The organism is Cyanobacteria bacterium FACHB-DQ100 (assembly GCA_014695195.1).
GTDB lineage: Bacteria > Cyanobacteriota > Cyanobacteriia > Leptolyngbyales > Leptolyngbyaceae > Leptolyngbya.
In genome coordinates, this window is the sequence record JACJNW010000039.1 from 1 (window position 1) to 25,879 (window position 25,879).

Here is a 25,879-nt window from a genome sequence, read left to right on the forward strand (position 1 = left end):
TGCATCGTAAGACCTTGTGCTACTCGAAGTCAGTGGAGATGCTCAGTCATTCGATTCGCTTGTTACTGCACTACCTCAAATTTCGAGATGTGCCCATTCCAGTCTAATTCATCTTCTCATTCAGCAATGCCACAAATCCAATAGCTCAGCAGTTGATTCCCACGTAAGCTGAGGTGGATAGAATCCCGGTAGAGTTCTTGTGGGCTAGTCGATTCGCCTTGAAAAATAGTGAGAAAATCAAGGTACTGAATTTGCTCTAATTGCGTCATTTCTGTTAATCGTTGGCGTGCGGTGATTTCGTAATCGCGTGATCCAGGTGGCGTTAGCTCTCGTAATAGTGGGGTCATGACTAAAACAAATTTCGCTTTGTTTTGCATCGCAAGATCTCGAATTTGTCGAATCGCGTCTAGATTAATGCCGACTCGATCGCCCGGTTCCGCCTGAATTTTTTTCAATTCATCCGGTAATTTCGGTGCGGGTAGAAGATAGCGATCGATCACCTCAACGATCGCGCTCATTGGTTTTCGATCCGGGTAATTGCGATCGCGCCCGACTCCGAGCGCTGTCGGCGGTGTTCCAAATAAGTCATCGGTATTAATGACTAACACAATTACATCAGCATTAAACGTTCCAAAGCGTTTGAGATAGGCGAGTTCATTCCGAGGCGACCAAGAATTCGCTGAGGCGTTGAGGACTTCGATCGGGTGATCTGACGATCGCATCATCAACTCTGAAATCAGGTCGTTTTGATCTGTCCACCATCCCCCGTTAATAATCGAATCGCCCAGCATCAAAATGCGCTTTGTGCCAGTGGAGGGTTTTGGGGCAAAGGGGTGCGATCGCATTGAATATGAATTGATTTCGATCCGGTTGCCAAATCGCCGCACCGATTGATTGGGAGCAAGCAGATAGCCGATTTCCGCATCTGGAATGTAAAGCGGTGGCTCACCGAAGCCAAACAAAGTTCTAAGGGCGAGCTCAAGAAGAATGAGCGCGATCGTGATCAGAGCGATCGCTAGGACGATCCAATTCATCCGGGGTCTGTGTAATTTGCCTTACTATCTTGGCTGCTCTTAGAGAGATTGATGCAGAAATCCTGCTCATTACTTGGACTTATGAGAATGAGAAGATAAAATAATGCTTGAGAAAGAAGGAACAACGCAATTTCTTGAATAGCCTTGAGTTAGTCACCGAGTTGTCATGTTGGAGTGTTGAGCTATGTCAGATCTGAATCGCGGCATTATGAAATTTGACGGTGCAGATAGTCCGATCGTGGTTGGCGTTTCTGCAACTTTGCTTTTGGGAAGCATTGCAGTGCTGATTTTGTGGGCACTTAAATCTGCGTATTTACTAGGTTAGAGAAATTGGTTTACTCAAAGATTAGAGAGCTTACAGCTTGTAGGCTCTTTTTTGGTACCTTTACCCCAGAAGCGCAGCCAGTCGATCGAACGTTCGCTGGTTTTCGGCAGGAGTCCCGATCGTGATTCGCAAGCCGCCGCCTGTATGCCGAATAATCGTGCCTTGCTGCCTTAAGCGATCGCACAGTTCGGCTAGGTGTTGGGGCGATCGTGCATAAATGAAATTCGCTGCACTATCCCAGGTTTGTAGATTTGGAAGTTGTTTTAATTGCTGTTGTAGCTTTGAGCGTTCATTTAACAATTCTGTGACGACTGCTAAAAGGGAATAGCGTTCGGAGACGGCAAAGCGGGCGGCTGCGATCGAAAAACTTGGTAAGTTGAACGGGAGCCGCATTTTTTCTAGCGCTTCGATTAGTTCAGGATGCGCGATCGCATATCCAACTCGATGCGCCGCTAACCGAAATGCCTTAGAGAAGGTTCGCAAGACGACCCAGTTTGGATGCTGCGGTAGTTCTCCGGCTAAAGTGGTTTGACTAAACTCGAAATACGCTTCGTCGATCACCACCAAGATGTTTTGCGGCAAGCTTCGTAACCATTGAATTTCTGACTCTGTGAGAGCGTTTCCAGTCGGTGAATTAGGATGCACGACAAAAACCACGCGGATCGGATGAGTGGCAATCGCGCTTTGTGCAGCAGTCAAATCGATCTCGAAACTTTGCTCAGACCGATCGACACTAATAGTCGGAATTCCTAACGTTCTCGCCAAAATTCCGTACATCGAGAACGTGGGATTCGCAACCAGAATCGAGCCTTCTCCATTCAAACAGGTTGCCATCAGCAACGATCGAATTAATTCATCCGAGCCGTTTCCCACTGAAATATTTGTGTTTGTAAATTCTGAATGTGCCGTTTCGTTGACATATTGGGCGATCGCGTCTTTCAGCGACAAATATCCGCCATCGGGATATCGATTTGATTCGATCTCAGTTTGCCAACTCCAGGCAAGTTTTTGCTTGAGTTCTTCGGGCAGATCATACGGATTTTCGTTCACGTCTAAGCGATCAGGGCGATCAAGATGTGAATTGTCCGTGTGCTGCGTGTTGTATGCCGCAAATTGAGCCAGATCCGAGCGAATGAACTCAAGCATGATCAAGAAAACTAGAAGTTTGGCAGATATTGAGTCTACCAAACTCCCAGTTCTAAGCGGGATAAATCCGCAAGCGGCGATTCGGTTCCTCACCAAAACTCCGCGACTTCAAGCGGTAATGCTCGACTAATTCATGCTGCATCTTTCGCACCGTCGCCGATCGCGGCAGCAATTCCACAGGCTGACCCTTCGGAATCACAATCTGCTCGACGGCGAGCCGTGCTTCTTCGAGCGCTTCGATTTCATCCTCGTTGTCGCCCCGCACAATCAAGCTTAACTCTGCTTCGCCGGGTACACCCGAATCATCCATATTCAGCAATCGTCGCAGCGCGATCGCAATCTGCGGCACACTGTTTGATTTGACGGTGTGAATCGGAATTTGGCGCGTTTTAGCGAGATGGCGCAGCTTCGCATGGTTTTTGACGTGCGATCGCAACGCCAACACCGCATCGGCTCCATCCATGTCCTTCGTCAGCAGCACAGGCAAATTCAGCGTTTGAATCACTTGGTCGAGTTGCTGCCGACTTACGCCATAGGGATAGATGTGCAACGGCAATTCCTCACCGTTTGGCCCTGGAAACGATGTGGGCTCAACGGGATCAAAGCTCCGTCCCAAGGACTCATCCAGCATCCGCTCAAACGATTGCTGCTCTGGAGTCAACGATCGCACATTCGTCGGACTTGCCACCGCTTTCATCCGTCCCGACGATCGCCAGCCCCGCGCTTGCCCTGAAAAGTAGTTACCGATTTCGGGAACCGCTTGCGGACGACTCCGGGGTTCGGGTGCAGACGGCGTTTCGTGCGTAATCGTCACATTGCCGTCTTCGTCGGTCGTGCGGGTTTGCGGATTCGGCTGTCTGCCGCGTAGGAGGATATCGATCGTATCCGACACTTCCTCATGCACCACCCACTTTTGCCGCTCCATCATTTCGACAGCAATATCAAAAGTCGGCGGGGCTTTCCGTTCAAGCACACTCTTTTGTGTGCCGCGTCTGCGGGCTTCTTCGTCACCCAGCGTTACCGATTGAATCCCCCCAACTAGATCCGACAGCGTGGGATTCTTAATCAGGTTTTCCAGCTTGTTACCGTGAGCCGTTCCCACAAGTTGCACACCGCGCTCTGCGATCGTTCGGGCTGCCAGTGCTTCCAATTCAGTGCCGATTTCATCGATCACGATGACTTCGGGCATATGGTTTTCCACCGCTTCGATCATCACCTGATGTTGCAGTTCCGGACGAGCCACTTGCATTCGACGAGCGCGACCGATCGCCGGATGGGGGACATCACCATCTCCAGCAATTTCGTTTGACGTATCGATGATGACCACGCGCTTATCGAGTTCGTCTGCCAGCACCCGCGCAATTTCCCGCAGTGCCGTAGTCTTACCTACACCCGGACGACCGAGCATCAGAATCGATCGACCACTTTCGACCAAATCGCGAATCATCCCGATCGTGCCAAAAATCGCTCGACCCACGCGGCAAGTTAACCCAATCACTTCACCGCGACGGTTACGAATCGCGCTAATCCGGTGCAGCGTTTTCTCAATCCCAGCACGGTTATCGCCGCCAAAATCTCCGACTTTTTTCGTGCTTTCTGCCAAATCTGCTTTTGTGATTGGCGTATCGGACAAATATTCAGCCCTGCCAGGGAAACGAGCTTCGGGGAAGCGTCCTAAGTCCATCACGACTTCGACTAAGCGATCGCGTTCGGGGTGCTGCATTAAGCGATCGCGTAAATGCGTCGGCAGGATATCTAGAAGTTTCGTTAAATCGTCAGTAATTTGCATCCGGTTTTTGTCTGTAGCGGTCAGTTCACGGTCAGAGGAAAACTGAGAATCGGGTTGAGCGGAAGGAACTGAGCTGTATTCTGCCATGTGTTCTGAGTCTGGGAGGAAAAGACAGGAAAAACTGTCTTGTGATTAGGGTAGGAGGTTTTGGTTCCTGCTGATGTCTGTCAAATCACTTGCCGGATACGATCGGGAGATTTGATTTGAGTCACTAGCGAGGCGGCAAGATCAACGGCTTGCCACAGAAGTTCAGGAACGGTTTCAATCGCACAATGGCTTGCATTCTGCGACACGATCGATTGACGGCTCAAGGGTATCATCTCCATTGCTTCTAGCTGATTAAGGACAGGTAAAAGTAAGCGCCGAGCGTAACTACCGTAAGCAATTCCAGAAACGCACCTCGAAACGAATGTTCTATCTCTATTGTGCAACATTCCCAATGCTTCTAACTTAGGGACAGTGTACGGGTTCGTTCCTCCTGCTAGCTGTATATGACCGGGTATACCTGCGGTGAGAACTTTTTCGCCCAATTTCACACAAGCACGGGTTGCTCCATCGCCGATATCTCCACTCATTGGTCTGCCGTCGGTTTGCCAGAGCAATTCGCTAGGAAGCGGACGGATCAAGTTGTAAATTGACCAAAGATATTCGATTAAGCCGTCTCCGTCCGGACAGCTAATCGCAATGAGTTTGAGCCGATCGACCCAGGGTGCGATCGCGCTCCAAAGCCTCTGAAAGTCCTCGAATCGTCCCACTTGCGTATGAATCTCGATCGCGTCAATTCCGGCATCAAGCAACATCAGCGAAATTGCTTCGGGTGTGTAGACATACGACCGCGTGGTGATTTGTCCGATCGGGCAAATCGGAATGCAGCGACCGCAACCGTAACACCGATCGTCGATCACGCCAGAATGCACGATCGCTTGAGCGGGACAAATCGATTCACAGGGTCTTGAGCAATCGGGCGGACAAACGGCTGGATCAAATTCTGCTTTGCGAAAGTGCGGGTCTTCGCCATCGTTGAGGCTCACCATCAGCCAAGGAATTGAGGGACGATAGCCACGATCGCGGGCTTCCTCGGCAAATTGATTAGCAACGGCTAACGCTTCTCGTGCGGTGGAGACGATCGCTGGATCAGCAGCGACATCAATACAATCTGCCCCGGCAAGCGCATACACAAGTGCAAGGGTGCGAATGGCAGGGAGATGTTGGAAACTGGCTCCGCAAATGAGTTTGAACCAGTGACCTTGTTGTAGCGATCGTCGGGGCGAATAAAAATCCATCACTCTTTCATGCTAATGCGACGAGGGGGATTTTTGGCAATTTTTTTTTGTAGGCGGGGCGACGCAACGAGCAAAATCCAACATCTAGTCAATGAATTCTGTCATCTTGTTTCAAAATTGCAGTATCGAGTTTCAGAATTGTGTTTCTTAATTTTGGTATTACGTAATTTGATAAACGAATTGCATTTTAAGAAAGTAGATATTGTCATTTCGTTTCAGAATTTCTTTATTGAGTAAACGAATTAGATCATTGAGTTTTGCACTTACGATATCGAGTGCAGGAATTGTGTTACTCAATTTCGCATTTCAATTTCTGAATTTCAAACATAGATTTGCAGGCCCGATCGATCTTTGCCCGATCGGGAAAAATTCTATCCATGCTAGTACTGATGCATTCAAAAAACCACACGATCGCGCAATTGCTCCACCAGCTTTTTACCAACACCGGGAATTCGATCGAGATCTTCGACTGAGTGAAGCGGTCTTGCTTGAATCATCCGTTTTGCTAATGCAGAACCAACACCTGGTAATGCTTCTAGTTCAGCTTGTGTTGCAGTGTTTAGATTAACTTTGCCATCGCTTCTAGCTGTGGGAGGAGGGCATTGTTTTTGTTGAGCCTCAGCTTTGCGCTGAATTGCAGGCGGAACTCCTAAAATTGGGTTGGCATAAAGTCGATCAAACTCTCGCTGGAAATGCGCTGCAACAATTGGACTACGAATGATTAGTAAGGTTTCATCATTGTTTCGATTGGCAGCAATTGTCCAATTATGTGAACCTGTGATAACAGTGTGGCGATCGACAACACCAAACTTATGATGCAATAAATCACCAGGCGGTAGTTGTGGGATACCTACTGTTTTAATCGGATTTTGCCAAGGGCGATTGTTTACTTCCCACTTGCAATCATCACTTAAAGCAACACCTAGCATATCTAAGCCTTCGCTATAGGATCGATAGATAAAGCCAGGATCAATCAATGCCCGAATAGATACGCCCTGACTATGACGAGGTTCGATCGCGTTGACCAAATCTTGATCCGAGAACACAAATAAAGCGAGATCGATCGACTGGGTTGATTGTTCCAGCGTCTTTGCAATTAAGCCATTCGAGGTCTGTTCCCAGGGAACTTTATTAGAATGCGGTGAAAAGTGTAAATCAATCTGCGTTTCACCAATATTGAACTGTTGCACAGGTCGAACAGGCTTTTTCACGCCAAACTTACGACCGCGCCACATCAATTCAAACTCTTGAGTAAATGCTTGTGCAAGTTCAGGACTGTTAATTTTCAAAAGCGTGTTTGCGTTACCGCGACTGCTCGGGCGGGACAGATCGCCGTGAACATCGGACATTGTCCAATTAGCTGAAGTGGCGATCGTCGTCTTACCATCTACAACCATAAACTTATGGTGCATCAGCCCACTCCCGCGACTACCATCAGCACGATCATCCATTCGAGCAATCTTCGCAGTGTCTAGAACAACTAAAGCATCACGCTCTCGAATCTCAGCTTCACTCAATTGTCCATTGTTGTTCTCGTCAATCAGCGATCGTGATTCTTGATATCTTGCTTTCTCGCGCTCTGGTAGCTTCTCAACTTCCGCAGTCGTGTACGCGCTGTAGGGACGAGCATACTCATGCTCCAAAATGACTCGAACTTTTACCCCAGATGCAGCACGATCGCGCAAGGCTTTCGCTACATTCGGCAATCGAAATTCTTGCACCGCAATATCAATACTTGAGGTTGCAGTCGCGATCGCGTCAATCAAAACTTGTTCTAGATTGTTGCCCGATCGCGTAATTTTCCGGTATGGCTCGGTGTATTCAGACGACGGATCATGATTGGTAAAAACTTGAATATTCGGGTCTTGCGGGAGCGGCTTTGGACGATCGCTCACGGAAGACGCAACTTGACAACCTGTAAACAGTGCCACACAGAGACTAAACTGAAGAAGGTGATTGAGTCTACCCATAAGCTAGATTGCCCCGCAAGATGAGCTTGCTACTGTTAAAGCAGCAGTTCTACAGCATCCGTAGCGTACCCATTCTTCTCTTGTCAACACCGCTCATGCAAATCTACCTTGATTACAGTGCAACGACTCCCACGCGACCCGAAGCGATCGCACAAATGCAGCAAGTCTTAGCAGAACAATGGGGCAATCCGTCGAGTTTGCACACCTGGGGAAACCGCGCCGCTACGATTTTGGAGCGATCGCGGATGCAGATTGCGATGCTGATTAATGCACCTGCGGAATCGATCGTCTTCACCTCTGGCGGTACAGAGTCAAATAATCTTGCCGTGATGGGAATCGCGCATCAGTACAGCACCCCCCAACACATGATCATTTCGAGCGTCGAACATTCGGCAATCTCCGAACCTGCTCGACTTCTAGAGCAGTGGGGCTGGGAAATTACGCGCTTGCCGGTGAATGTGTTGGGACAGGTAAATCCGGCTGATTTGCAGGCAGCATTGCGAGCAAATACGGTATTAGTCTCGATCATCTATGGTCAAAGCGAGGTCGGAACCGTTCAGCCGATCGCGCAACTTGGTCAAATCGTGCGGAATCATGGCGCAATCTTTCACACCGATGCGGTTCAAGTCGCAGGAAGATTGCCGCTTGATGTGCAACAGTTACCGATCGATTTATTATCCCTTTCAAGCCATAAGCTGTATGGTTCTCAGGGAGCCGGAGCGTTGTATGTTCGTCCGGGTGTGGAATTGGTTCCGATCCTAGGGGGCGGTGGGCAGGAAGGAAAGTTACGATCGGGCACTCAAGCTTTACCTGCGATCGCGAGTTTTGGAACTGCCGCCGAGTTAAGCGCTCAAGAATTGCCAACCGAAACGCCGCGATTGATTCGATTGCGCGATCGTTTGTTCGATCAGCTTGCGGATGTTCCTGAATTAGTGACGACAGGCGATCGCATTCATCGCTTGCCGCATCATGTCAGTTTTTGTTTGCCCAATGCAGATGGCGAAACCTTGAATGGAAAAGTCTTAGTCCGTCAGATGAATTTAGCAGGCATTGGAATTAGTGCGGGGGCTGCTTGTAGTAGTGGCACTTTGAAGCCAAGTCCGATTTTGTTAGCAATGGGATATAGCGATCATGCGGCAAAATCGGGAATCCGCTTAACGTTGGGACGATATACGACTGAGGAAGATATTGATTGGAGTGCGATCGTGCTGAAGCAAATTCTGGCGCGACTGCAACCGCAAAAACAGCCTTGTGAATGCGTTTGAGATCCTTCTAGAGAAATGAGAGAATTACCCTCTCCTTACAATGTATATGGGTTTCTTTTCTTAAACACTGCCATAGAAAAAGTTGCGGAGGTATTGCGAAGTCGTTTAGGGCTAACAGAAGCACAAGTGTACATCTACAAAAGCCAGTTTGATGGTAGTGAAATACTTCACATCAATACCGAAGCGTTTGAGTTTGAAGCTCGAAAAGCAACACAAGGAGACTCTTGGTTATTCAATGGATCAGTAGCAGGCGATCGAGATGAAGTTTTAAGCGTACTTCAAACAGTATCAAACCCACTACGCTGGTCGGGTACGAAGTAAAATTTGAAATTTATGATGAAAAATTCAATTGTATTGCTGAGTATCCTTAATCAAATTTAGAGCTTTTCTAAGCTCAAGATGTTCGAGAGTACAATCTTTTCATGTACGATGACACCTGCCGATTTCTTGCTGAACAGTTCTCCACCGACTTTGCCAGTTGGCCGCTTGGAAGGTCTGTTAACCTGACCGAACTCAAACCCTCTGAACTTTCGCTTGATCCCATTCGAGCAGATGCTTTGATTCTGCTTCAGTCCGACGACACTGTTTTGCATCTAGAGTTTCAGACCCGCCCCGATAAAGACATTCCCTTCCGAATGCTGGATTACCGAGTGCGAGTTTACCGGAAGTATCCAGACAAAGCGATGCAGCAAGTCGTGATTTATCTCCAGCCCACTGGATCAGAGCTTGTTCGGCAAACTCGCTTTGTCATGCAACGGACTCAACATGAATTTGATGTGATTTGTTTGTGGGAGCAACCAACGGATTTATTTTTGCAATATCCCGGACTAATTCCGTTTGCGGCTCTTGGTCGAACAGATTCAGAAATGGCATTGCGCCAAGCTTCTCAGGTAATTGGCGGAATCACAGATCCAACAATTCGAGCAAATTTATCAGCAGCTTCAGCAATTTTGGCTGGGATAAGATTAGAAGATGAGATCATTTATCGAATTTTGCGGAGGGATATCATGCAAGAATCATCTGTATACCGTTCGATCTTGGCAGAAGGTGAAACAAAAGGAGAGGAGAGAAAACAACGAGAAATCGCGCTCAACTTGCTAAGAGAGGGGGTTTTAGTTGCTACGATCGTTCGCGCCACAGGATTGACGATCGAACAAGTTCAACAGCTTCAACAGCAACTTAACGAATCGGCTTCATCTTGATTTCAGCTTTGCCGCCGTTCTCAAAATCTGACCTGCTAACATTGCTGCACCAAAACCATTGTCAATGTTGACAACTCCAATTCCAGTTGCACAAGAATTCAGCATCGTTAACAATGCCGACAATCCGTTAAAGCTTGCACCGTAACCAATGCTGGTGGGAACCGCAACGATCGCACAGTCCGACAATCCCGCGACCACGCTCGGCAACGCTCCTTCCATTCCCGCAACAACAATCAACACATCCGCTTCAGACAATACCTGAACATTGCTGAGTAAACGGTGAATACCTGCAACTCCCACATCCCAAAGGCGTTGCACTCGAAAACCACACAGTTCAGCCGTAATTGCTGCTTCTTCGGCAACAGGTAAGTCAGCCGTACCTGCCGAAAGAATGCCGATCGTGCCTAGATGCGTTGGGGCTTGAACTGAATTTAACGCACAGATTCGAGCCATCGGGTAGTAAATTGCATCAGGAACCATTTCTTTGACCCAAGCATAGACTTCCGCTTCCATGCGAGTTGCCATCACAACCGAAGCGTTACCGCGCAGGGATTCCATGATCTGGGCAATCTGTTCGGGTGTTTTGCCGGGACTCCAAATTACTTCAGGAAATCCGGTTCTAAGCGATCGATGATGATCAATATTGGCGAATCCACCGACAGGCTCATACGACAGATACTTCAGCTTATTGAGAGCATCGGCTGAACTAATTTTGCCTTGAGAAACTTCATCAAGTAAGGCTTTGAGCGCTTCGGGTTGACTCATTGTTAAGGAGACATAGTTTACTCTTTAATTCTAAGTTCTTGAATATTCCACAGTCCCCAACTCGGTAAACCAGAGTATTTCAATCCTTGCACTCGATTTCGCACTGCCATGAGTGCAGAATCATTCACCAGATGAATCACCGGAAGTTGCTCTTGCACTAATTTTTGGAATTCACCGTAGATTTTTTTACGTTTTTCTGGGTCGAGTTCTCGCGCTCCTTCAATGAATAAGCGATCGATCTCTTTCTCCCAATCATTTGCCACATACCCTTGCATCTTGGGTTGCCCTGGCTGTTGGGTCAAATTAAACGAATGCGATCCACCACTGGTCATCCAGAGATTAGCAAGTCCCTGTGGTTCGATGCCACCCGTAAAACCAATCATGTGAGCATCCCACTCTCGCGATCCATTGATTCGATCGATCAAAACATTAAAATTAATCGGATTGTAATCAACTTCAATTCCAATTTTTGATAGGTCTTGTCGAACTTGAGCGCCGATCGCAACTCGCGTCAGATTGTTCGCATTAGTCATCAAGGTAAACCGAACACGATTCCCTTCGGAGTCAAACAACTGTCCGCGATCGTTATACTTAAATCCCGCCTTTTTCAGTAGCTCCCTCGATTTTTGTGGATTATAGTTATAAACCCTTAAGCCTTCTTTAAGCGAGAAAGGACTTTGCACAGAAATCGGAGAGTTTTGTACAACTCCTAGTCCTCGAAATAGGTTTGTATTGATGCGGTCTCTGTCGATCGCGTATGCCACCGCTTGCCGAAATTCTAGTGTATTAAACCATTTCGATTTAATCGGATCAACGAACGGCTTTCCATTTTGATCTTTTGCTTTACTGAGATTGAACGTTAGATACAATACTCCCGACCAAGGCCCGCCGTTTAGAACTTGGAAGTTTCCACGTTTGTCTTCTCGCTTCAGCAATGAGAAATACTCCGGTCGAAGCGGTCTAGTATCTCCCATCACATCTAAATCGCCGGAGCGAAATCTCAGCAATTGGGTATCTTGATTCTCAATAAACTGCCAAATGATTCGACCGATATAAGGCAATTGTTTTCCGCTCTGATCTTTGCGCCAATAATACGGGTTTCGCTTTAAAACTAATCTTTGACCCGCGCTGTAGCTATCAATTACATAGGCACCATTGGTAATAATGTTCTTCGGATCAGTATCCGTTCCCCAAGTTGAAATAAAGGCTGAATTTCCGTCAGGCAGCTTATTTTTAACCGCTTCAGCAAGTGCATGTTTTGGGAGAATCATCACGCCCTCTGGAGCGGCAGTCGCAGCAAGCAACGGAGCGAATGGCTCGGGCAAAATGAATTCGACTTGTCGATCGTTAATTTTGCGAACCTTTGGAAAAACCTTCTGCGTTCCAATCTGAATAGTTTCCTTTTGGTCGGTTGGAATTTTCGGATTGAAAACAATATCCTCATAAGTAAAAATAACGTCATCTGATGTTAAAGGGGTTCCATCTGACCATTTCAGATTCGGGCGAAGCGTAAAAACGATTCGTTTATTATCAGGTGAAAATTTCCACGATTCTGCTAATGCAGGCTCATAGCTTCCAGTAACACCATTCTCTCTCGTTAATCCTTCGTAAATAAACGGAAAGACACTTGGAAATGTTTGGTTATTTGCATAGTTAAACGTTTTAGGATCAGTTGGACTAACTAATACTAATTGTGGAACTTGTGCAGCTTCAGTTCGATAATTCCATGGGCTACAGCCAGATAGAAAGAGTGAAGCGATCGCAAGGATTAAAACAACGCTCCAACGCATCGATCGAATAAATTGAAATGACATATTTCTCATCCTTCAAGATCACTCACTTCGATTTCCTGCATTCGTTTAATTAATTGCTGATCGAGCGTGAGCAGTTCTAGCTTGAGGCATTTGGCGGTTGCAGCAATAATGGCATCCGGTGTTTTTAAGCAATATTGACGGCGAACAACGATCGTACAATCTTCTATCTCTCTAGTTAGTGCAGCATAGTACATTGGAGCTAAGATGCGCTCAATCCCTTCCACCTCTTGCGGTGTGATATCTGGAAATCCGAGCAGTTCAATTCGCGTGATAGCACTATAAGCGCAAGCCTGAACCACGATCGCACGATCGATTATTTCCTGGGTCACTGCTGCTTGCTGCTTTACCAAACCGATGATGTAATTAGTATCTAGAAGAAATCTAATTCCACTCATCGCGCAGCTTTCTTTGTAGTGCTACTGGATCTTGATTAAAGTTGGGTGAGTCTTTCAGAATTCCGACGAAATCAGAAAGAGGTGTTTCTGACTGTCGCGCCACTGTTTGACCCTCTACTTGTACTCTAGTAGCTTGCTGCAAAGACTCAACAAACATAAGCACCTGGCTGGCTTGCTCCTCTGGCAGCGTCTTCACCAATTCGTAAATCTTATCTGCCACTTTCATCATCCATTAATCCTCAACTCTAAGTTCGTGGAGATTCCACAATGCGCCGCCGCTCTCAGGATACTGTACACCCTCAATGCTGTTGCGAACCACTGCCATCACTCTTGCATTCACCAACGGAATCCAAGGCAAATACTCCTGAGAAATTTTCTGGATCTGACCGTAAATCTGTTTACGCTTCGCTTCGTCTAACTCTCTTGCGCCTTCAATGTAGAGCCGTCCGATTTCTGCTTCCCAATCTGCCACAACCCGACCTTCGAGCGGGGGTTTTCCAGGAGACGCAGACTGATTAAAACTATGCGATCGACTATCCGGCAACCACACATTCGCCCCACTGTTTGGCTCTTTACTGCCACCCATTGCCAGCAAATACGCTTCCCAGTCTTGAGTGTTATCCAGCTTATCGATTAACACTCCAAAGTTAATCGGATTGATATCAACCTGAATTCCTAACTGACTCAAATCCTGCTTAATCTGAGCCACCATTGCTTCTCGAACCGTATTTCCAGCATTCGTAATCAAGGTAAATCGCACCGCATTTCCTTCTGCATCAGTCAATTGACCGCGAGAATTGAGTTTGAATCCGGCTTCTTTTAGCAGTTGCTTCGATTTCGTTTGATCAAAGTTGTAAGATTTTAATCCTTCTTCGGGTTTGAGATAGTATGGACTCGTTTCTAGAATTTGAGAATTGATTAACACACCCAAACCGCGATAGATGTTGGTGTTCATGCGCTCGCGATCGATACCATACGCGATTGCCTGCCGAAACTTCGGATTGTTAAACCACTTCGACTTCACCGGATCAACCACAGGACGACCGTTTCTGCGTCCTTGATTCAGGTTAAACGCCATAAACGTGGTAATCGGTCGAGTGCCACCAATGTAAGCTGTAAAGCTACCGCGCTTTTCCTCTTTTTTCAGAATTGGATAATCTTCTGCCCGAATCGGTTCAGAGATATCTAACCCACCCGATCGAAACTGTAAAAGCTCGGTATTCTGGTTTTCGACCACGCTCCAAACAATCCGCTCAATATACGGTTGTTGATTGCCTTGAGCATCTTTGCGCCAGTAGTAAGGATTGCGCTTAAAGATGATTCGCTGAGTGGCGACATATTGATCGATCGTATACTGACCGTTCGTAACAATCTTTTTCGGATCGGTATCCGTTCCCCAAGTCGAGAGAAACAACGGATTGCCGTCTCTGCCCGTTTTCGCGATCGTTTCCGCTAAGATGTGTTTTGGCAAAATTCCGAGTCCACCCGTCACCCGTAGAAATGGAGCAAACGGTTCTGGGGTCGTGAATTCGACTCTGCGATCGTCGATCTTCCGCACGGTGGGCAATTGCCGCTCTTTACCAATCCGTAGCACATCTTGAATATCAGTCGGAACTTTGGGATTCAAGAAAATATCGCGAAACGTAAACACGACATCATCCGCCGTTAAAGGTGCGCCATCCGACCACTTCAAGCCCTCTCGCAGCGTAAAGGTCACTTTCTTTTTATCCGGGGAAAGCTCCCATTTCTCGGCTAATTCTGGCTCCAGCTTGTCGGTTAAAGCATTTTCGGTCACTAATCCGACATACATCAGACCCGCAACGTTTGGATCTTCGTTAATCAGCGCATAGTTGAACGACTTGGGATCGCTCAGAATGCTATCGACCATTTGTGGAACTCGCGCTGCTTGTGTCTTATATCCTTGAGGATTGCAAGCCGTGACAGTCAACACAAGGCAGAACGCCGCCATTGCGAATGTCCAGAATCGCCAGAAACCTGTCGGAGCGGAAAATTTCATACGTCGATCGCGCATCTTTCAGAGAGTGATTCTATCCTTTCTACACCTTTTGCGCGATTTCTGGGAGATTTCTGGGAGATTATCAACCTGAATATCAATCTGGCAGCAATGCTCTATCCCAATTTGGAGTAGAAACGTGCGATCGCTAATACCAGATTGATTTGTGGATGCGACAGACTCTCGCCCCCTAAATCCCCCATTCTGGGTGACTTTGAGTATGATCTGTCGCATTCTATGTTTAATTCGGTATAAGAATCGCTAAGAATTGTGGACTCTTCACCGCAGAACGTCAGCCCATCCCGGATGTCAAAACTGATAGCGAATTCGGGCTTGAACAAAATGATCGCTGACATCCCGCTTGCCTAAAATTGTTTCGTATCCAACTCCGATCGACAAATTATTCGCAAACTGGGTTTGGACTCCTGCGCTCAAGCGAATAAAATCTCGATCGGGTTCACCCGTTCTGGTGCGATTAGGGATTCCGGGTTGACCGACAAGCTCGGTGACAATTTCGCGACTTCCGTTGGAAAATTCATGCTCATAGTTTGCCGCAATAAACGGCGTTACCGTTGCAGCAGGAGAACGGAAATCATACGAAAGCTGCGCTCCAACATTCAAAATGACAGAATCTGCTGTTTGATCAGCCACATTCAAATTCAGAATACTGCCGTTTCGCTCTGTGTAGCCATCAATGTTAACTCTGGTATATCGAACACCAATCATCGGCCCGACAGAGAGCTGATCTCTTCCAAAGTTATACCCTGTGTTCAAACGAACCGAGAATTGATTACCGTTAGTCTTTGCAGTTGCAGAGCGGAAACCTGTCGCATTAATTTTCCGATCGATTTCAAAGTCATTCCAGCCATAGTTAATCACTGCATCTGCATAGAAGCGATCGCGCTCATAACTTCCATAGGCAGATAGCGAATAACTATCAATCTCAACTCTGCCACGATTGTTGTTTAAGTCACTATTGCTGCTTGCATAATTGAATGCTAATCCCAGTGCTAGGTCATCTGTGACGCGATAATCTGCTCCGACTGTAACGCCTTTGGTATCAAAATCAAACCCTGTACTGCGATCGTTTGCATCCTGACTCCCAAAGTTAAAATCTCCGTTCACAAATACACCCAGTCTTTGAGTTGGATTTTGAGTTGGATTTCGCAGCGTCAATAATCGACCATCCAGATCGCGAGTGGGACGACGCGCCACACCCAGCGCAATCTCGGCTTGAGGCACGATCGTTTGCGGAGCCGTCAAGATGTCCAGCGCATACTCTGAAACAATTCGATGCGCGGCGGTTGTTGGATGAATATCATCCCAAAATAGAAACTGATCGCAATTTGCGCCCGATAGAATACAGGGCTGAGTCACGTTGGTAAAGCCAAATCGAGCCGGATCATTGAACACTTCATTGAGTAATGCGCCAATATCAAGCGGAATGATATTCACATCTGGCTGACTTTGCGCTAAGGCTTGTAATGAGGTTCTTAAGCCTTGATTGTGCGCGATCGACAGTTGGGTGAGTCCCGCACGTCGCTCTGGAGTCCTCGCTCCCGGAGTTCTGCCTAAATCCGGCAGATTTGGCACGATCAAAGTTCTTGTGCCTGCTGCCGTCAGGCGTTGCAGAATGTTAGAAATATTTCCCAGTGGAATTGCAGGATCAGTAACACGACCACCAAGATAATCATTTGCGCCTGCCCAAACGACAAACACACGATCTGGGCTAATACTCGGTGAATTCTGCAAAAAGCCATTCACCTGAGTCGTCACGCCGGGTAAAAATGGAACCGTGGTGTTTATCGTTCCGCTCGAAGCTCCACCGAATGCAAAATTCGTGGTTGTGGTTGTTAGGTTGAGTGTTTCAGCAAGGCTTTCAATCCAAACAGGCCCATTACTCAACCGACCGTTGAAATAAGGTGGACTTGGCGGAAATAATCCGTTTGTGGCTCTGAACGCATTGCCATTATCTGAAAGGCTATCTCCAAAAACTGTAAATCCTTCAATCGCTTGAGCCGAGACGCGAACAGGTAGTAAGGAAACCGCGATCGCCAACGAAAGTGTAAAAATCTTGCATTTCATAATACTTTCTGATGCTTCATCACACTTACCCTAGAGTGTAGAACAGAGAAGCTTAAATTTTGTGATTAGTAATTACTGTTTGAAAATCACGTCAGAATGAAGAGAGCGATCGAGGACAATCTCATGACTCAAGCAAAAGTCAAGTTTTCGAGTTTTGAAGAATATTTGTCCTATGATGACGGGACAGATCAGCTTTACGAGTTATGGAATGGGGAGCTAGTCGCATTGCCACCGGAATCAGGACTAAATTTTCAAATAGCCACCTTTCTACTCTTACAGCTTGTTCCATTCATTGACTACCGTAGGATTCGAGGACATGGACTAGAGCTACAAGTCCGTGGTGAACCCCAGAACCGCTTTCCTGATCTGACGGTGCTTCGCGAAGAACACATCGAGCAGTTAAAACGCCGCAATACGATCCTTTTATCAATGGCTCCTCCCCTGCTGGTGGTGGAAATTGTCAGTCCGGGGGAAACCAATCGATCGCGGGACTACACCAACAAGCGTGAACAGTACGAAGATCGAGGGATTCCTGAATATTGGATTGTTGATCCTCAAACTCAGAGTGTCACGGTGCTGCAATTAGAAGCAGGAGCCTATCAAGAAATCGGAGCGTTTCAAGGCGATCAAGTCATTTCTTCCTCAACTTTCCCAATGCTCAACCTAACGCCAGCACAAATTTTTTCGGCTTAAGAACGCTGTCGCAAAATGAATTCTGCGATCGCCAAATCCACAGGCGTTGTGACTTTCAAATTCGTTTCTTCACCTTCCACAATCCGCACCAACAATCCACATTGTTCAAATAGTGCCGCATCATCCGTCACTTCCCAGCCCTTCTGCCGCCCTTGTTCATGGCACTTTTTCAGCAGTGAAACTGAGAATCCTTGAGGAGTTTGGGCAGCCCAAAGCCGCGATCGATCCGGTGTACTTTCAATCGCCCCGGTTGCATCCACAACTTTAATCGTATCTTTGACCGGAATTGCAGCAATTAATCCATCACAAGATTGCAATGCTTCAGAGCAACGATCGAACAGTTCTGGCGTGGCTAAACAGCGTGCGCCGTCGTGAATCAAAACGGATTCAGCTCCAATCGGGAGTGCTTGAAGTCCGTTGTAGACCGACTCTTGGCGAGTTGCACCCCCTTGAATAAACTGAACAGGCTTCGTCAGATTCAGCGACTCAACGATCGATTTGAAGTCTTCCCAATCGATCGATTGCCCGATGATGCCGATCCATTTGATTGTTTGTGAGGCTTCTGCGGCAAGCAATGTCCAAGCAATTAAAGGCTTTCCCAGTAGTTCGAGCAGCAGTTTATTGCGCTCACTGCCCATTCTTCGTCCGGAACCCGCCGCAGGAATTAATAAATACACGATTCATTCCAATAACACTCCGAGTTCATAGTCTATCAGCGACAGCCGAGACTTTGACGAGTTGAGACATTGGTAATCGTGTTTGTTCCATTCGCAAGCTGGCACAGTTGCGGCACGATCGCCGGATCAAGCTGCGCGCCTGTGAAATCGACATTGCTGATCGAAGTGCTAACGAAAGTTGCTCCCCGCAAATCCGCATTTTTCAATACAGCATTGGTCAAATCAGAGAAACTGAACTGTGCGCCTGCAAGCTGAGCATTGTCTAATCTGGCATTTCTCAGGTACACACTGACAAGCTGCTGATTGCTTAGATTTGCGCCATTTAAGTCTGCACCCCCAAAAAATGAAGACCCAAGCGTCGCACCTTGAAAATTTGCACCCGTGAGCCGCGCCGAACCGAAATCAGTGTTTAGTAAGTAAGCATTGGTGAAATTCGCACGATCGAGAATCGCACGATTGAGCGAAGCCCGACTGACATCAGCGTTGGTGAAATCTGCTCCAGTAAAGTTGCTCGTTCGCCGATCGCTCGATCGTGCATTCACGACTAATTCACCTGCCTGAATTCCACTAAGGTTTGCTCCAGTCAGGTTAGCACCGCTGAAATTACTGCCGAACAGCGAAGAATTGATCAAGCGTGCATTGCTCAGATCGGTATTTGCCAAATTCACGTTGGTCAAATCGCACCCACGACACTCTTTAGTCGATTGCAACTGTTGAAGCTGCTGTGAGTTTTGAGCTTGGGCAGACGCGGAGATTAAAACTCCTGTGAGCGTGAGAAGCGCGATCGAAATCTTCTGCATAAGGTTCAACAGAGTTAGAAGTGCCTTTCTAATATTAGATTAAGGCCAAGACGATTCTTGCATCGGGATTACCATCACTTCTGGAATCACAGTTTCCGGTGGTTGGGTGAGAATGTAGCGAATGGTATCCGCAACGTTTTTGGGGTCTTGGAGCTTGTCAAGCGGCGTATCGGGGAAGCGATCGAGAATAAATGGAGTCTGCATTCCGCCTGCAATCACAGCCGTAACTTTGACCCGCTCTGGACGGGCTTCAACGTGCAGCGCATGACTAAACCCAACTAAGCCCCACTTACTGGCATGATACGCAGTTGCATTCGCCCATGTGCGCTTTGATGCAGTCGAAGCAATGTTGACGATATGTCCAGACTTGCGCTGCTTCATGTGCGTAATCACCGCTTTCGACAGAATGAAGGGTGCGCGGAGGTTCACCGCAAGAACCCGATCCCAGTCTTTGACATCGAGTTCTTCGATCGACACCGTAACATCAATTCCCGCATTGTTAATCAGAATATCTAAGTGATCATATTCTGCAATCACTTTGTCAATGCTGGAGAGAATTTGATTCTCATCGGTAACATCTAAGCGCAAGGCTGCCGCTTTTCCACCTTCTGAGCTAATTTCGGAGACAACTTTCTCAGCGAGATCTTCTCGAATATCTGCGACGATGACAGTAACACCAGAAGCAGCCAGAACTCGACAAATTGCTTCGCCTAATCCTTGTGCGCCACCTGTCACGAGAGCTACTTTTCCAGTTAAATCACTCATTGTTTTCTCCTATATCAATTGTTTGTTCTTTGCGTTAACGGTGTTGCCCTCATCCCCAACCCTTCTCCCTGAGGGAGAAGGGAGCTAGAATTCTTGTCTCCTCTCCCCTAGGGAGAGGGTTTAGGGTGAGGGCGAAATTTTAGGCATATCGCAGTCCTAATAATTTACCGTTAACGGAAGTCCCGAAGCTTGTTTACGATTCTGTAATCTTAATCGTTGTCGCTTCGGTTTCTGTTCGTGATTCACTACCCATGCTTCAACTAATTCGCAAAGTAAGTGAATCACGACGATTTGCACTTCCTGAATGTGCTGTGAATCAGCCGCAGGAACCACGATCGATAAGTCACAGAGCGATCGAGCATGTCCTCCATCGCCGCCTAAAATTCCAATGCTCGGAATTCCTAAGCGTTGTGCGGTTTCAAACGCGGCAAGAATGTTTTTCGATCGACCGCTCGTGCTAATTCCAATGACTAAATCATTCGGTTGTGCAAATGCCTCAATCTGACGAGAAAACACCTGATCGTACCCCACATCATTTGCCCAAGCGGTCAACAATGCACTATCAGCAGACAGCGCGATCGCAGGCAGCGCCCGCCGATTTGGAATCTTGAATCGTCCGACAAATTCTGCTGCACAGTGTTGAGCATCTGAAGCGCTACCGCCATTGCCACAGATTAACACTTTGCCATCTTGAAGAAAGCAATTTGTGATCAAGGTTGCCGCTTGAGTAATTTCAGTTTGCAAGCAGGAGTGGGCTGCTTGAATGGCTGCAATCACTGAATTGAATCCCCGATCGATCACTGCCGCAGAATCTAACACAGTTGACTGATCAATCAGCACAGACTGATATAAATTCGCCATCGAGTCTGCCACACTTTGCCAAGTAAACAGATGATTGGCGCGCCGAATTGCTTGGCGGCTGAGCTTTTCCATTAAACTTGGATGAGCATACAAATGAGACAGACGATCGGCGATCGCATCGGGCTGATTCGGTGGCACAAGATAGCCTGTTTCACCATCTGCAACCGAGAATTTCACCCCACCGACATTCGAACCAATTACTGGAGTTCCGCAAGCCATTGCTTCAAGCGGTGTAATTCCGAAAGGTTCGTACCAAGGCGTTGTAATAAACACATCTGCTGCACTGTAGTAGTACCGCAACACTTCCCGCCCTTTGCGACCGACGAAATGCACACGATCGACGACTCCTAGCTCTGTTGCAATTGCATTCAGTCGATCGACCTCTTTCGCAATGCGCGGATCACTATCATTCAGTTCACCTCCCACAATGATCAACTGTGCAGGAGCCTTCTCAGAGAACTTTGCAAATCCCCGAATTGCGGTATCAACCCCTTTACGCGGAACCATGCGACCGAGTTGCAAAACAATGCGATCGTCAGGATTCCACCCTAAAGCAACTCTCGCCAATGCTTTATCTAAACACCAAAACTCAGATGAATCAAAGCCACAAGGCACGATCGTAATTTTGCGCGGATCAGCATTATAGAGTTCAATCAAATCCGTTTCATCTTGAGGACATTCGGCAACAATGCGATCGGCTTCCTGCACCAATCGATCCTCAATTTCAAACCGCTCATCCGGGAACTCATCGTTTCCGCCTTGATGAAATCGCCGCACCCGCCCCAACGCATGAAACGTAATCATAAACGGAATCTGCAACACTCGCTTCAACTCTGCGGCAACCAGCCCAGACATCCAGAAGTTAGCATGAACGAGATCATAGTGCGTATGCTGACAAAAACGCAGCATGTACGCTGTGAATTCCTGCATATGCGGCAATAGATCTTCCTTGCGAATCTCAACCGGATCACCTGCGGGAACATGAATTAAACGCACTCCCTCGCTCCAGTTGGCAATCTCCGGCAACAACGCCCGATCGCGCCTCGTGAAAATATCCACCTGATAACCGCGCTTGGCTAAATGCTTCGCCAACTGTCCGACATACACATTTTGTCCGCCACTATCCACACCGCCCAGAATCCCAAACGGCGAAGCGTGTTCACTAATTAATGCAATCCGTTTCATACGAGGGTCATAGTAGGTTTACGATCGACAACTTGTGCAAATGCCCGATTCCAATCGCGCTTAAACCGCTCGATATTGAATCGCTCTTCGGCAACTTTCCGCGCCCCCTGACTCAATCGCTGAGCTTCTTCGGGTGATTTCTGCAACTGCTGCATCACCTCGATTAAGCGATCGACATTCGTATCCACATAACCAGACACTCCGTTTTCAATCACCGTTGCCATTTCTGTGGTCGCAAGTCCAATGATTGGCATTCCGATCATCATGGCTTCGCAGACCGACAAGCCCAAACTGGTGTAGCGAATCGGATTGAAAAAGAATCGATAGTGTGACGTGAACTCAGCTAACTGTTGATGCGGAATCTCGCCCCGTCCACCGAGCTTTTCCGCCTGCATGCCGACTAAATCTAACGGCACTTGCGATCGCACTCGTTCAAAAATATCAGCTCCGAGTCTTCGTCCCCTTGCTTGCAATCCGTTCACTACGACAATGCCGCGATCGATCTGCCCTTGATAGCGCACATTTTCAGGAACCATAACACCGTGTTCAATCACACAGGTCGGTGTCACACCACTGTTCCACATCAGATCATTAAAGTGCGTCACATGAACTAATAGGACATTTGGATCATTCACAACATGCGGTGTATCTGTTGGATGTTCGCGGGGTGGATCATGTTCCAGATAGAGCCGAGGCAAGGAGCGCTGTTGCTCCGACAGAATCTCGTACTGATCTTCGAGATAGTTTTTGCGTGATTGGAACAAGATGCAATCGAACTCCAAGTTCCGTACTTCTTCAGCCGGAACATTATGCACATTGTCACCCCAAACAAATCCACCTAACTTACCGCCGTATCCTTCTGGAAACCCAGGTTTCACAGGCAGAAAGAATTGATGCGGCGACTGGACAAGGTAATACAAATAGCTCCCATGGACGTGCCAAGTAAGAATCCGAAGAGGTTTCATAACTAAAATTCCGAATAAGTGCGCGTTCTTGGAGCAGAACAATCAACGCAAAACAAACATACTGAATGATTGTTTTATATCATGCAAAATTTAACGAGAGAATACATTGGGCATTTGCACAAGATGTAATGAGTTTGTATGTTCAGAGATTGTGCAAATGCCCAACTTACGATCGCGAACCGCTAAACTTTCCGAATGCGAATCAACAAAAGAGCGCAACAGTAGCGCTAATCGAATCTGGATCGCATCATCAAATAGGCGGGGATTTAGTCCCGTTAATGAAGTAATTTTATCAAGGCGATAACTTAAAGTATTCCTGTGGATAGATAATTTCCCGGCTGTAGAAGACGGATAGCAATTTTCTGCAAAGAAAACTTCCAGCGTATCAATTAGTTCTGGCTCTTGATCTAACGGGCTGAGAAGATGTTTTGCTAAATCAATTTTTGTGCTTTCGTCTGAAATGCCAACGAAGGCAGCGACACCCAAATCGTCCAAACAATAAACTTGGTTTTCACCAGAAAAGTGATGTCCTAAAGACAATGCCGCTTGTGCATCTTGATACGATCGCGCCAACCCTTGAATGCCTGGATGATAGCGCCCAATTCCGATGCTGAGATTGGTTCCGGTTTGCGATCGCAATTGATTCAGCAATGCGGTACTGGCTCGTTTTAAGGCGGCTAAATTTGCCCACGATGGATTTCCGGCGGGGTCTTTCTGGTCTGCCCAAGCCTTAAGATCTTGAGTGCTACTGGCTTTTAATACTGCAATCTCACTCCCGCCAATGTAAGCACAAATTGTATCGTTAGGGAGATGAAAGAACTTAACAATGCTTTCAATAATTACCTGAATTCTGCGTTGAGTTTGAGCATCCAACATTTCAAACGGCTTAGTCGGACAAGAGAGCAAATATTCAGCCGCGTCAATCAAAATCACAGCCCGCGGACGAGTAAAATCTAAGCCCAAAATCTGCGCTTCTCGTAGCACTTCAGATTCGTTCCGGCTCGCAGAACGCAGCAGATCATGAATAAACTTGTTTTTCAGTTCTGGCTGAAAAGGCTGATCTGAGATCGACATTGCCTGAGCAATCACTAACTCTACTAAAACTTGCATTAGCCGCAGCGAAATCTCATCAGACTCTAAATGGCTGAGAATCAATTCGCCTCGTTGGTATCCGACCTGTAAAGGCAGTCTCAAATTCGATGGTGCATCAAAACAGTGTCCAACTGCCTCATTCTCGGTACTTACGACCACAATCGCTCGATCGTCCACTACAAACACTCGTGCATTCAGCACCTCTTGGATCTGCTGAACAATCACTTGAGCAACTCGCTTAAACCGAATTAGCGCAGCTCCTTCTCGTGTCACGCTGCCTCCCGAAGAGTATTCAGCATCTCCTCAATACTCGCTTTACACGCCGATAACACTCCGCCTCCAAACTCACAAGACACTCCGCCTCGCACCGGAATTCCGGCAAGATAACAAGCATAAGCAACCGGATACGGCGATCGATTCCCATCAGGTAAGACGATCGCCGCATCAAATTGCTCAACCTTCAGCAGTTCAATCAAATTCAGTAATCGCTCTGGAACATCAGACAAGCTTGTTTCAGAGATAGCAGAATGTACTAAGACCTGATTCACTTGAGCAATTGAGAGTGCCACTTGACTCAGCCGAGCCGCACACAGCACAACAATCTGCGAATTTGGCAACTGCAATCGCACCTGCTTAATTCCCGATCGCAATCCATCTGCATGATTGCCAGTCTGAATCACCAATACCTTCTCAGGCAACATGGAGTGCCTCCTGCTGTAATAGAGCTTCAACCTGCTCCAAGACCGTGCTAACCGAAGCAGGAGGCACAATCGATTGATGGCGCTGGCGATCCAAAGGCGACCATCGCTGCGGATCAGACCCACTAAAGATCACCACGCTTGGAACCTTGAGCGCCGCCGCAAGATGTGAAACTCCCGTATCATTGCACACCAACAATCGACAGTTTTCTAGCACTGCCGCCAACGTCCCCAAGCTGGTTCGTCCTGCTAGATTGATCGTCGGAGCCTTGATCAATTGTGCGATCGCCTCAGTTAATCCCCGTTCCGCATCGCTTCCGGTCAATACTACCTGCCATCCCTTCTGGGCGAGATGCTCTCCGATCGCTGCAAATCGATCGCTCGACCAACAGCGCGAAGAAACACTTGCCCCGGCATGAATACAGATATAGCGCTGTAGATCGTACAGTTGCAATAAAGCTTGTCCCTCCTGTCGATCGTTCTCTCCGATCGGAAATTCCATCTGCGCGTTTGACGCTGGGATTCCTACAAAATCAAGCAAGCGCAAATACCGCAAAATTTCATGCTCCGTTTCGACGAACGACAAAAACGAAGCGGGATCGGGACAAACTTGACTGGATTGGAAGAATCCGATCGTTCGCCCTGCACCGAGTTCCAGTGTTAGCGGATTCGTCACAACGCCGCTTCCATGCATCTGAATTGCGAGATCAAACTTGCGCGATCGCATTTCTACAAAAAAAGCTGGCAAAGCGGATAAATCAACAGGCTGCTCTGGCAGACCAGGATAACCAGGCAGCACTACAAACTCATCAATGTACTGCTCAAATCGCTCCGCTAATCCCTGTGAACCGGGCAAACCAATCAGCGTCACCTTTGCTTGAGGATAAGCGACTCTCAGAGCACGTAGAGCTGGCACTGCACACAGGAAGTCCCCCAATCCTGGTAATGCCCGAACGATCGCAATTCTTTCTGCTGTTGAAATCGCCTCACTCACACTGTCTACCTACTATCCGTCTACCTGCTACGTCTTGAAGCAGAGTAGAGGTTCTAGCTAAA

At 47.4% G+C, this 25,879-nt stretch carries 25 protein-coding genes; 6 read left to right on the forward strand and 19 right to left on the reverse strand.

All coding sequences use genetic code 11. The features are described from left to right. Positions 1–107: IS1 family transposase (locus H6F51_22030; GenBank protein ID MBD1825149.1), on the forward strand; the 107-nt coding region annotated here is incomplete at its 5' end. Positions 108–116: 9 nt separating this feature from the next. Here H6F51_22030 and H6F51_22035 read toward each other — a convergent pair. Then, entirely contained in the window at positions 117–1,034 is a 918-nt protein-coding gene (locus tag H6F51_22035; GenBank protein MBD1825150.1) for an SGNH/GDSL hydrolase family protein, read from the reverse strand. A 184-nt stretch (positions 1,035–1,218) separates the two neighbouring features. Between H6F51_22035 and H6F51_22040 the strand changes: the two genes are divergently transcribed. Then, positions 1,219–1,359, forward strand: a complete 141-nt coding sequence (locus tag H6F51_22040) for a hypothetical protein (protein ID MBD1825151.1) — start codon at positions 1,219–1,221, stop codon at positions 1,357–1,359. A 60-nt stretch (positions 1,360–1,419) separates the two neighbouring features. On the opposite strand, the gene H6F51_22045 is transcribed toward H6F51_22040, so the two are convergent. From H6F51_22045 to H6F51_22060, 4 genes are all read right to left on the reverse strand, one after another. Next, positions 1,420–2,505: a histidinol-phosphate transaminase gene (locus tag H6F51_22045; protein MBD1825152.1), complete on the reverse strand. Its 1,086-nt coding sequence runs from the start codon at positions 2,503–2,505 to the stop codon at positions 1,420–1,422. 52 nt (positions 2,506–2,557) lie between these two features. Next, positions 2,558–4,294 carry an AAA family ATPase gene (locus H6F51_22050; protein ID MBD1825153.1) on the reverse strand — a complete coding sequence of 579 codons (1,737 nt, stop codon included), beginning with the start codon at positions 4,292–4,294 and terminating at the stop codon, positions 2,558–2,560. A gap of 167 nt (positions 4,295–4,461) precedes the next feature. Next, complete coding sequence (locus tag H6F51_22055; protein MBD1825154.1) at positions 4,462–5,577, reverse strand: 4Fe-4S ferredoxin; 1,116 nt, start codon at positions 5,575–5,577, stop codon at positions 4,462–4,464. 395 nt (positions 5,578–5,972) lie between these two features. Beyond that, complete coding sequence (locus H6F51_22060; protein ID MBD1825155.1) at positions 5,973–7,547, reverse strand: helix-hairpin-helix domain-containing protein; 1,575 nt, start codon at positions 7,545–7,547, stop codon at positions 5,973–5,975. Between the two features lie 95 nt (positions 7,548–7,642). Here H6F51_22060 and H6F51_22065 point away from each other — a divergent pair, with 95 nt between their 5' ends. From H6F51_22065 to H6F51_22075, 3 genes are all read left to right on the forward strand, one after another. Continuing rightward, entirely contained in the window at positions 7,643–8,812 is a 1,170-nt protein-coding gene (locus H6F51_22065; GenBank protein MBD1825156.1) for a cysteine desulfurase, read from the forward strand. 15 nt (positions 8,813–8,827) lie between these two features. Further along, on the forward strand, positions 8,828–9,133 hold the full coding sequence (locus H6F51_22070) for a hypothetical protein (protein MBD1825157.1): 306 nt from the start codon (positions 8,828–8,830) through the stop codon (positions 9,131–9,133). A 101-nt stretch (positions 9,134–9,234) separates the two neighbouring features. Next, on the forward strand, positions 9,235–10,014 hold the full coding sequence (locus H6F51_22075; protein ID MBD1825158.1) for an Rpn family recombination-promoting nuclease/putative transposase: 780 nt from the start codon (positions 9,235–9,237) through the stop codon (positions 10,012–10,014). On the opposite strand, the gene larB is transcribed toward H6F51_22075, so the two are convergent. The 6 genes from larB to H6F51_22105 all read right to left on the reverse strand — a co-directional run bounded on the left by larB (position 10,006) and on the right by H6F51_22105 (position 17,087). Further along, positions 10,006–10,779 (reverse strand): nickel pincer cofactor biosynthesis protein LarB, encoded by a 774-nt coding sequence (gene larB / locus H6F51_22080; GenBank protein ID MBD1825159.1) that lies wholly within the window; start codon positions 10,777–10,779, stop codon positions 10,006–10,008. The two genes, H6F51_22075 and larB, sit on opposite strands and share 9 nt — an antisense overlap. 17 nt (positions 10,780–10,796) lie before the next feature. Further along, positions 10,797–12,569 carry an ABC transporter substrate-binding protein gene (locus tag H6F51_22085; protein ID MBD1825160.1) on the reverse strand — a complete coding sequence of 591 codons (1,773 nt, stop codon included), beginning with the start codon at positions 12,567–12,569 and terminating at the stop codon, positions 10,797–10,799. 29 nt (positions 12,570–12,598) lie between these two features. Then, positions 12,599–12,988 carry a PIN domain-containing protein gene (locus H6F51_22090; GenBank protein ID MBD1825161.1) on the reverse strand — a complete coding sequence of 130 codons (390 nt, stop codon included), beginning with the start codon at positions 12,986–12,988 and terminating at the stop codon, positions 12,599–12,601. Further along, positions 12,975–13,214 carry a DUF2281 domain-containing protein gene (locus H6F51_22095; protein MBD1825162.1) on the reverse strand — a complete coding sequence of 80 codons (240 nt, stop codon included), beginning with the start codon at positions 13,212–13,214 and terminating at the stop codon, positions 12,975–12,977. Before H6F51_22095 ends, H6F51_22090 begins: the two co-directional genes overlap by 14 nt. Before the next feature lie 6 nt (positions 13,215–13,220). Then, on the reverse strand, positions 13,221–15,005 hold the full coding sequence (locus H6F51_22100; protein MBD1825163.1) for an ABC transporter substrate-binding protein: 1,785 nt from the start codon (positions 15,003–15,005) through the stop codon (positions 13,221–13,223). A gap of 306 nt (positions 15,006–15,311) precedes the next feature. Continuing rightward, complete coding sequence (locus H6F51_22105) at positions 15,312–17,087, reverse strand: autotransporter domain-containing protein (protein MBD1825164.1); 1,776 nt, start codon at positions 17,085–17,087, stop codon at positions 15,312–15,314. Between the two features lie 123 nt (positions 17,088–17,210). On the opposite strand from H6F51_22105, the gene H6F51_22110 reads away from it, so the two are divergent. Beyond that, positions 17,211–17,780, forward strand: a complete 570-nt coding sequence (locus H6F51_22110) for a Uma2 family endonuclease (GenBank protein MBD1825165.1) — start codon at positions 17,211–17,213, stop codon at positions 17,778–17,780. Here the strand turns inward: H6F51_22110 and H6F51_22115 are convergent. The 8 genes from H6F51_22115 to H6F51_22150 form a co-directional block, all read right to left on the reverse strand. Continuing rightward, complete coding sequence (locus H6F51_22115) at positions 17,777–18,457, reverse strand: 2-C-methyl-D-erythritol 4-phosphate cytidylyltransferase (GenBank protein ID MBD1825166.1); 681 nt, start codon at positions 18,455–18,457, stop codon at positions 17,777–17,779. The genes H6F51_22110 and H6F51_22115 overlap by 4 nt on opposite strands. A 35-nt stretch (positions 18,458–18,492) precedes the next feature. Beyond that, complete coding sequence (locus H6F51_22120; protein ID MBD1825167.1) at positions 18,493–19,257, reverse strand: pentapeptide repeat-containing protein; 765 nt, start codon at positions 19,255–19,257, stop codon at positions 18,493–18,495. Between the two features lie 39 nt (positions 19,258–19,296). Next, positions 19,297–20,022: an SDR family oxidoreductase gene (locus H6F51_22125; GenBank protein MBD1825168.1), complete on the reverse strand. Its 726-nt coding sequence runs from the start codon at positions 20,020–20,022 to the stop codon at positions 19,297–19,299. Positions 20,023–20,178: 156 nt separating this feature from the next. Then, on the reverse strand, positions 20,179–22,068 hold the full coding sequence (locus tag H6F51_22130) for a glycosyltransferase (protein ID MBD1825169.1): 1,890 nt from the start codon (positions 22,066–22,068) through the stop codon (positions 20,179–20,181). Continuing rightward, the gene (locus H6F51_22135) at positions 22,065–23,033 is read right to left on the reverse strand and encodes a glycosyltransferase (GenBank protein ID MBD1825170.1); all 969 of its coding nucleotides are present in this window, start codon (positions 23,031–23,033) and stop codon (positions 22,065–22,067) included. The genes H6F51_22130 and H6F51_22135 overlap by 4 nt, the downstream gene beginning before the upstream one ends. A 90-nt stretch (positions 23,034–23,123) precedes the next feature. Next, the gene (locus tag H6F51_22140) at positions 23,124–24,107 is read right to left on the reverse strand and encodes a helix-turn-helix domain-containing protein (protein ID MBD1825171.1); all 984 of its coding nucleotides are present in this window, start codon (positions 24,105–24,107) and stop codon (positions 23,124–23,126) included. Positions 24,108–24,394: 287 nt separating this feature from the next. Continuing rightward, on the reverse strand, positions 24,395–24,826 hold the full coding sequence (locus H6F51_22145) for a hypothetical protein (protein ID MBD1825172.1): 432 nt from the start codon (positions 24,824–24,826) through the stop codon (positions 24,395–24,397). After that, complete coding sequence (locus H6F51_22150) at positions 24,816–25,817, reverse strand: glycosyltransferase family 9 protein (GenBank protein ID MBD1825173.1); 1,002 nt, start codon at positions 25,815–25,817, stop codon at positions 24,816–24,818. The genes H6F51_22145 and H6F51_22150 overlap by 11 nt, the downstream gene beginning before the upstream one ends. Positions 25,818–25,879 lie beyond the last annotated feature (62 nt).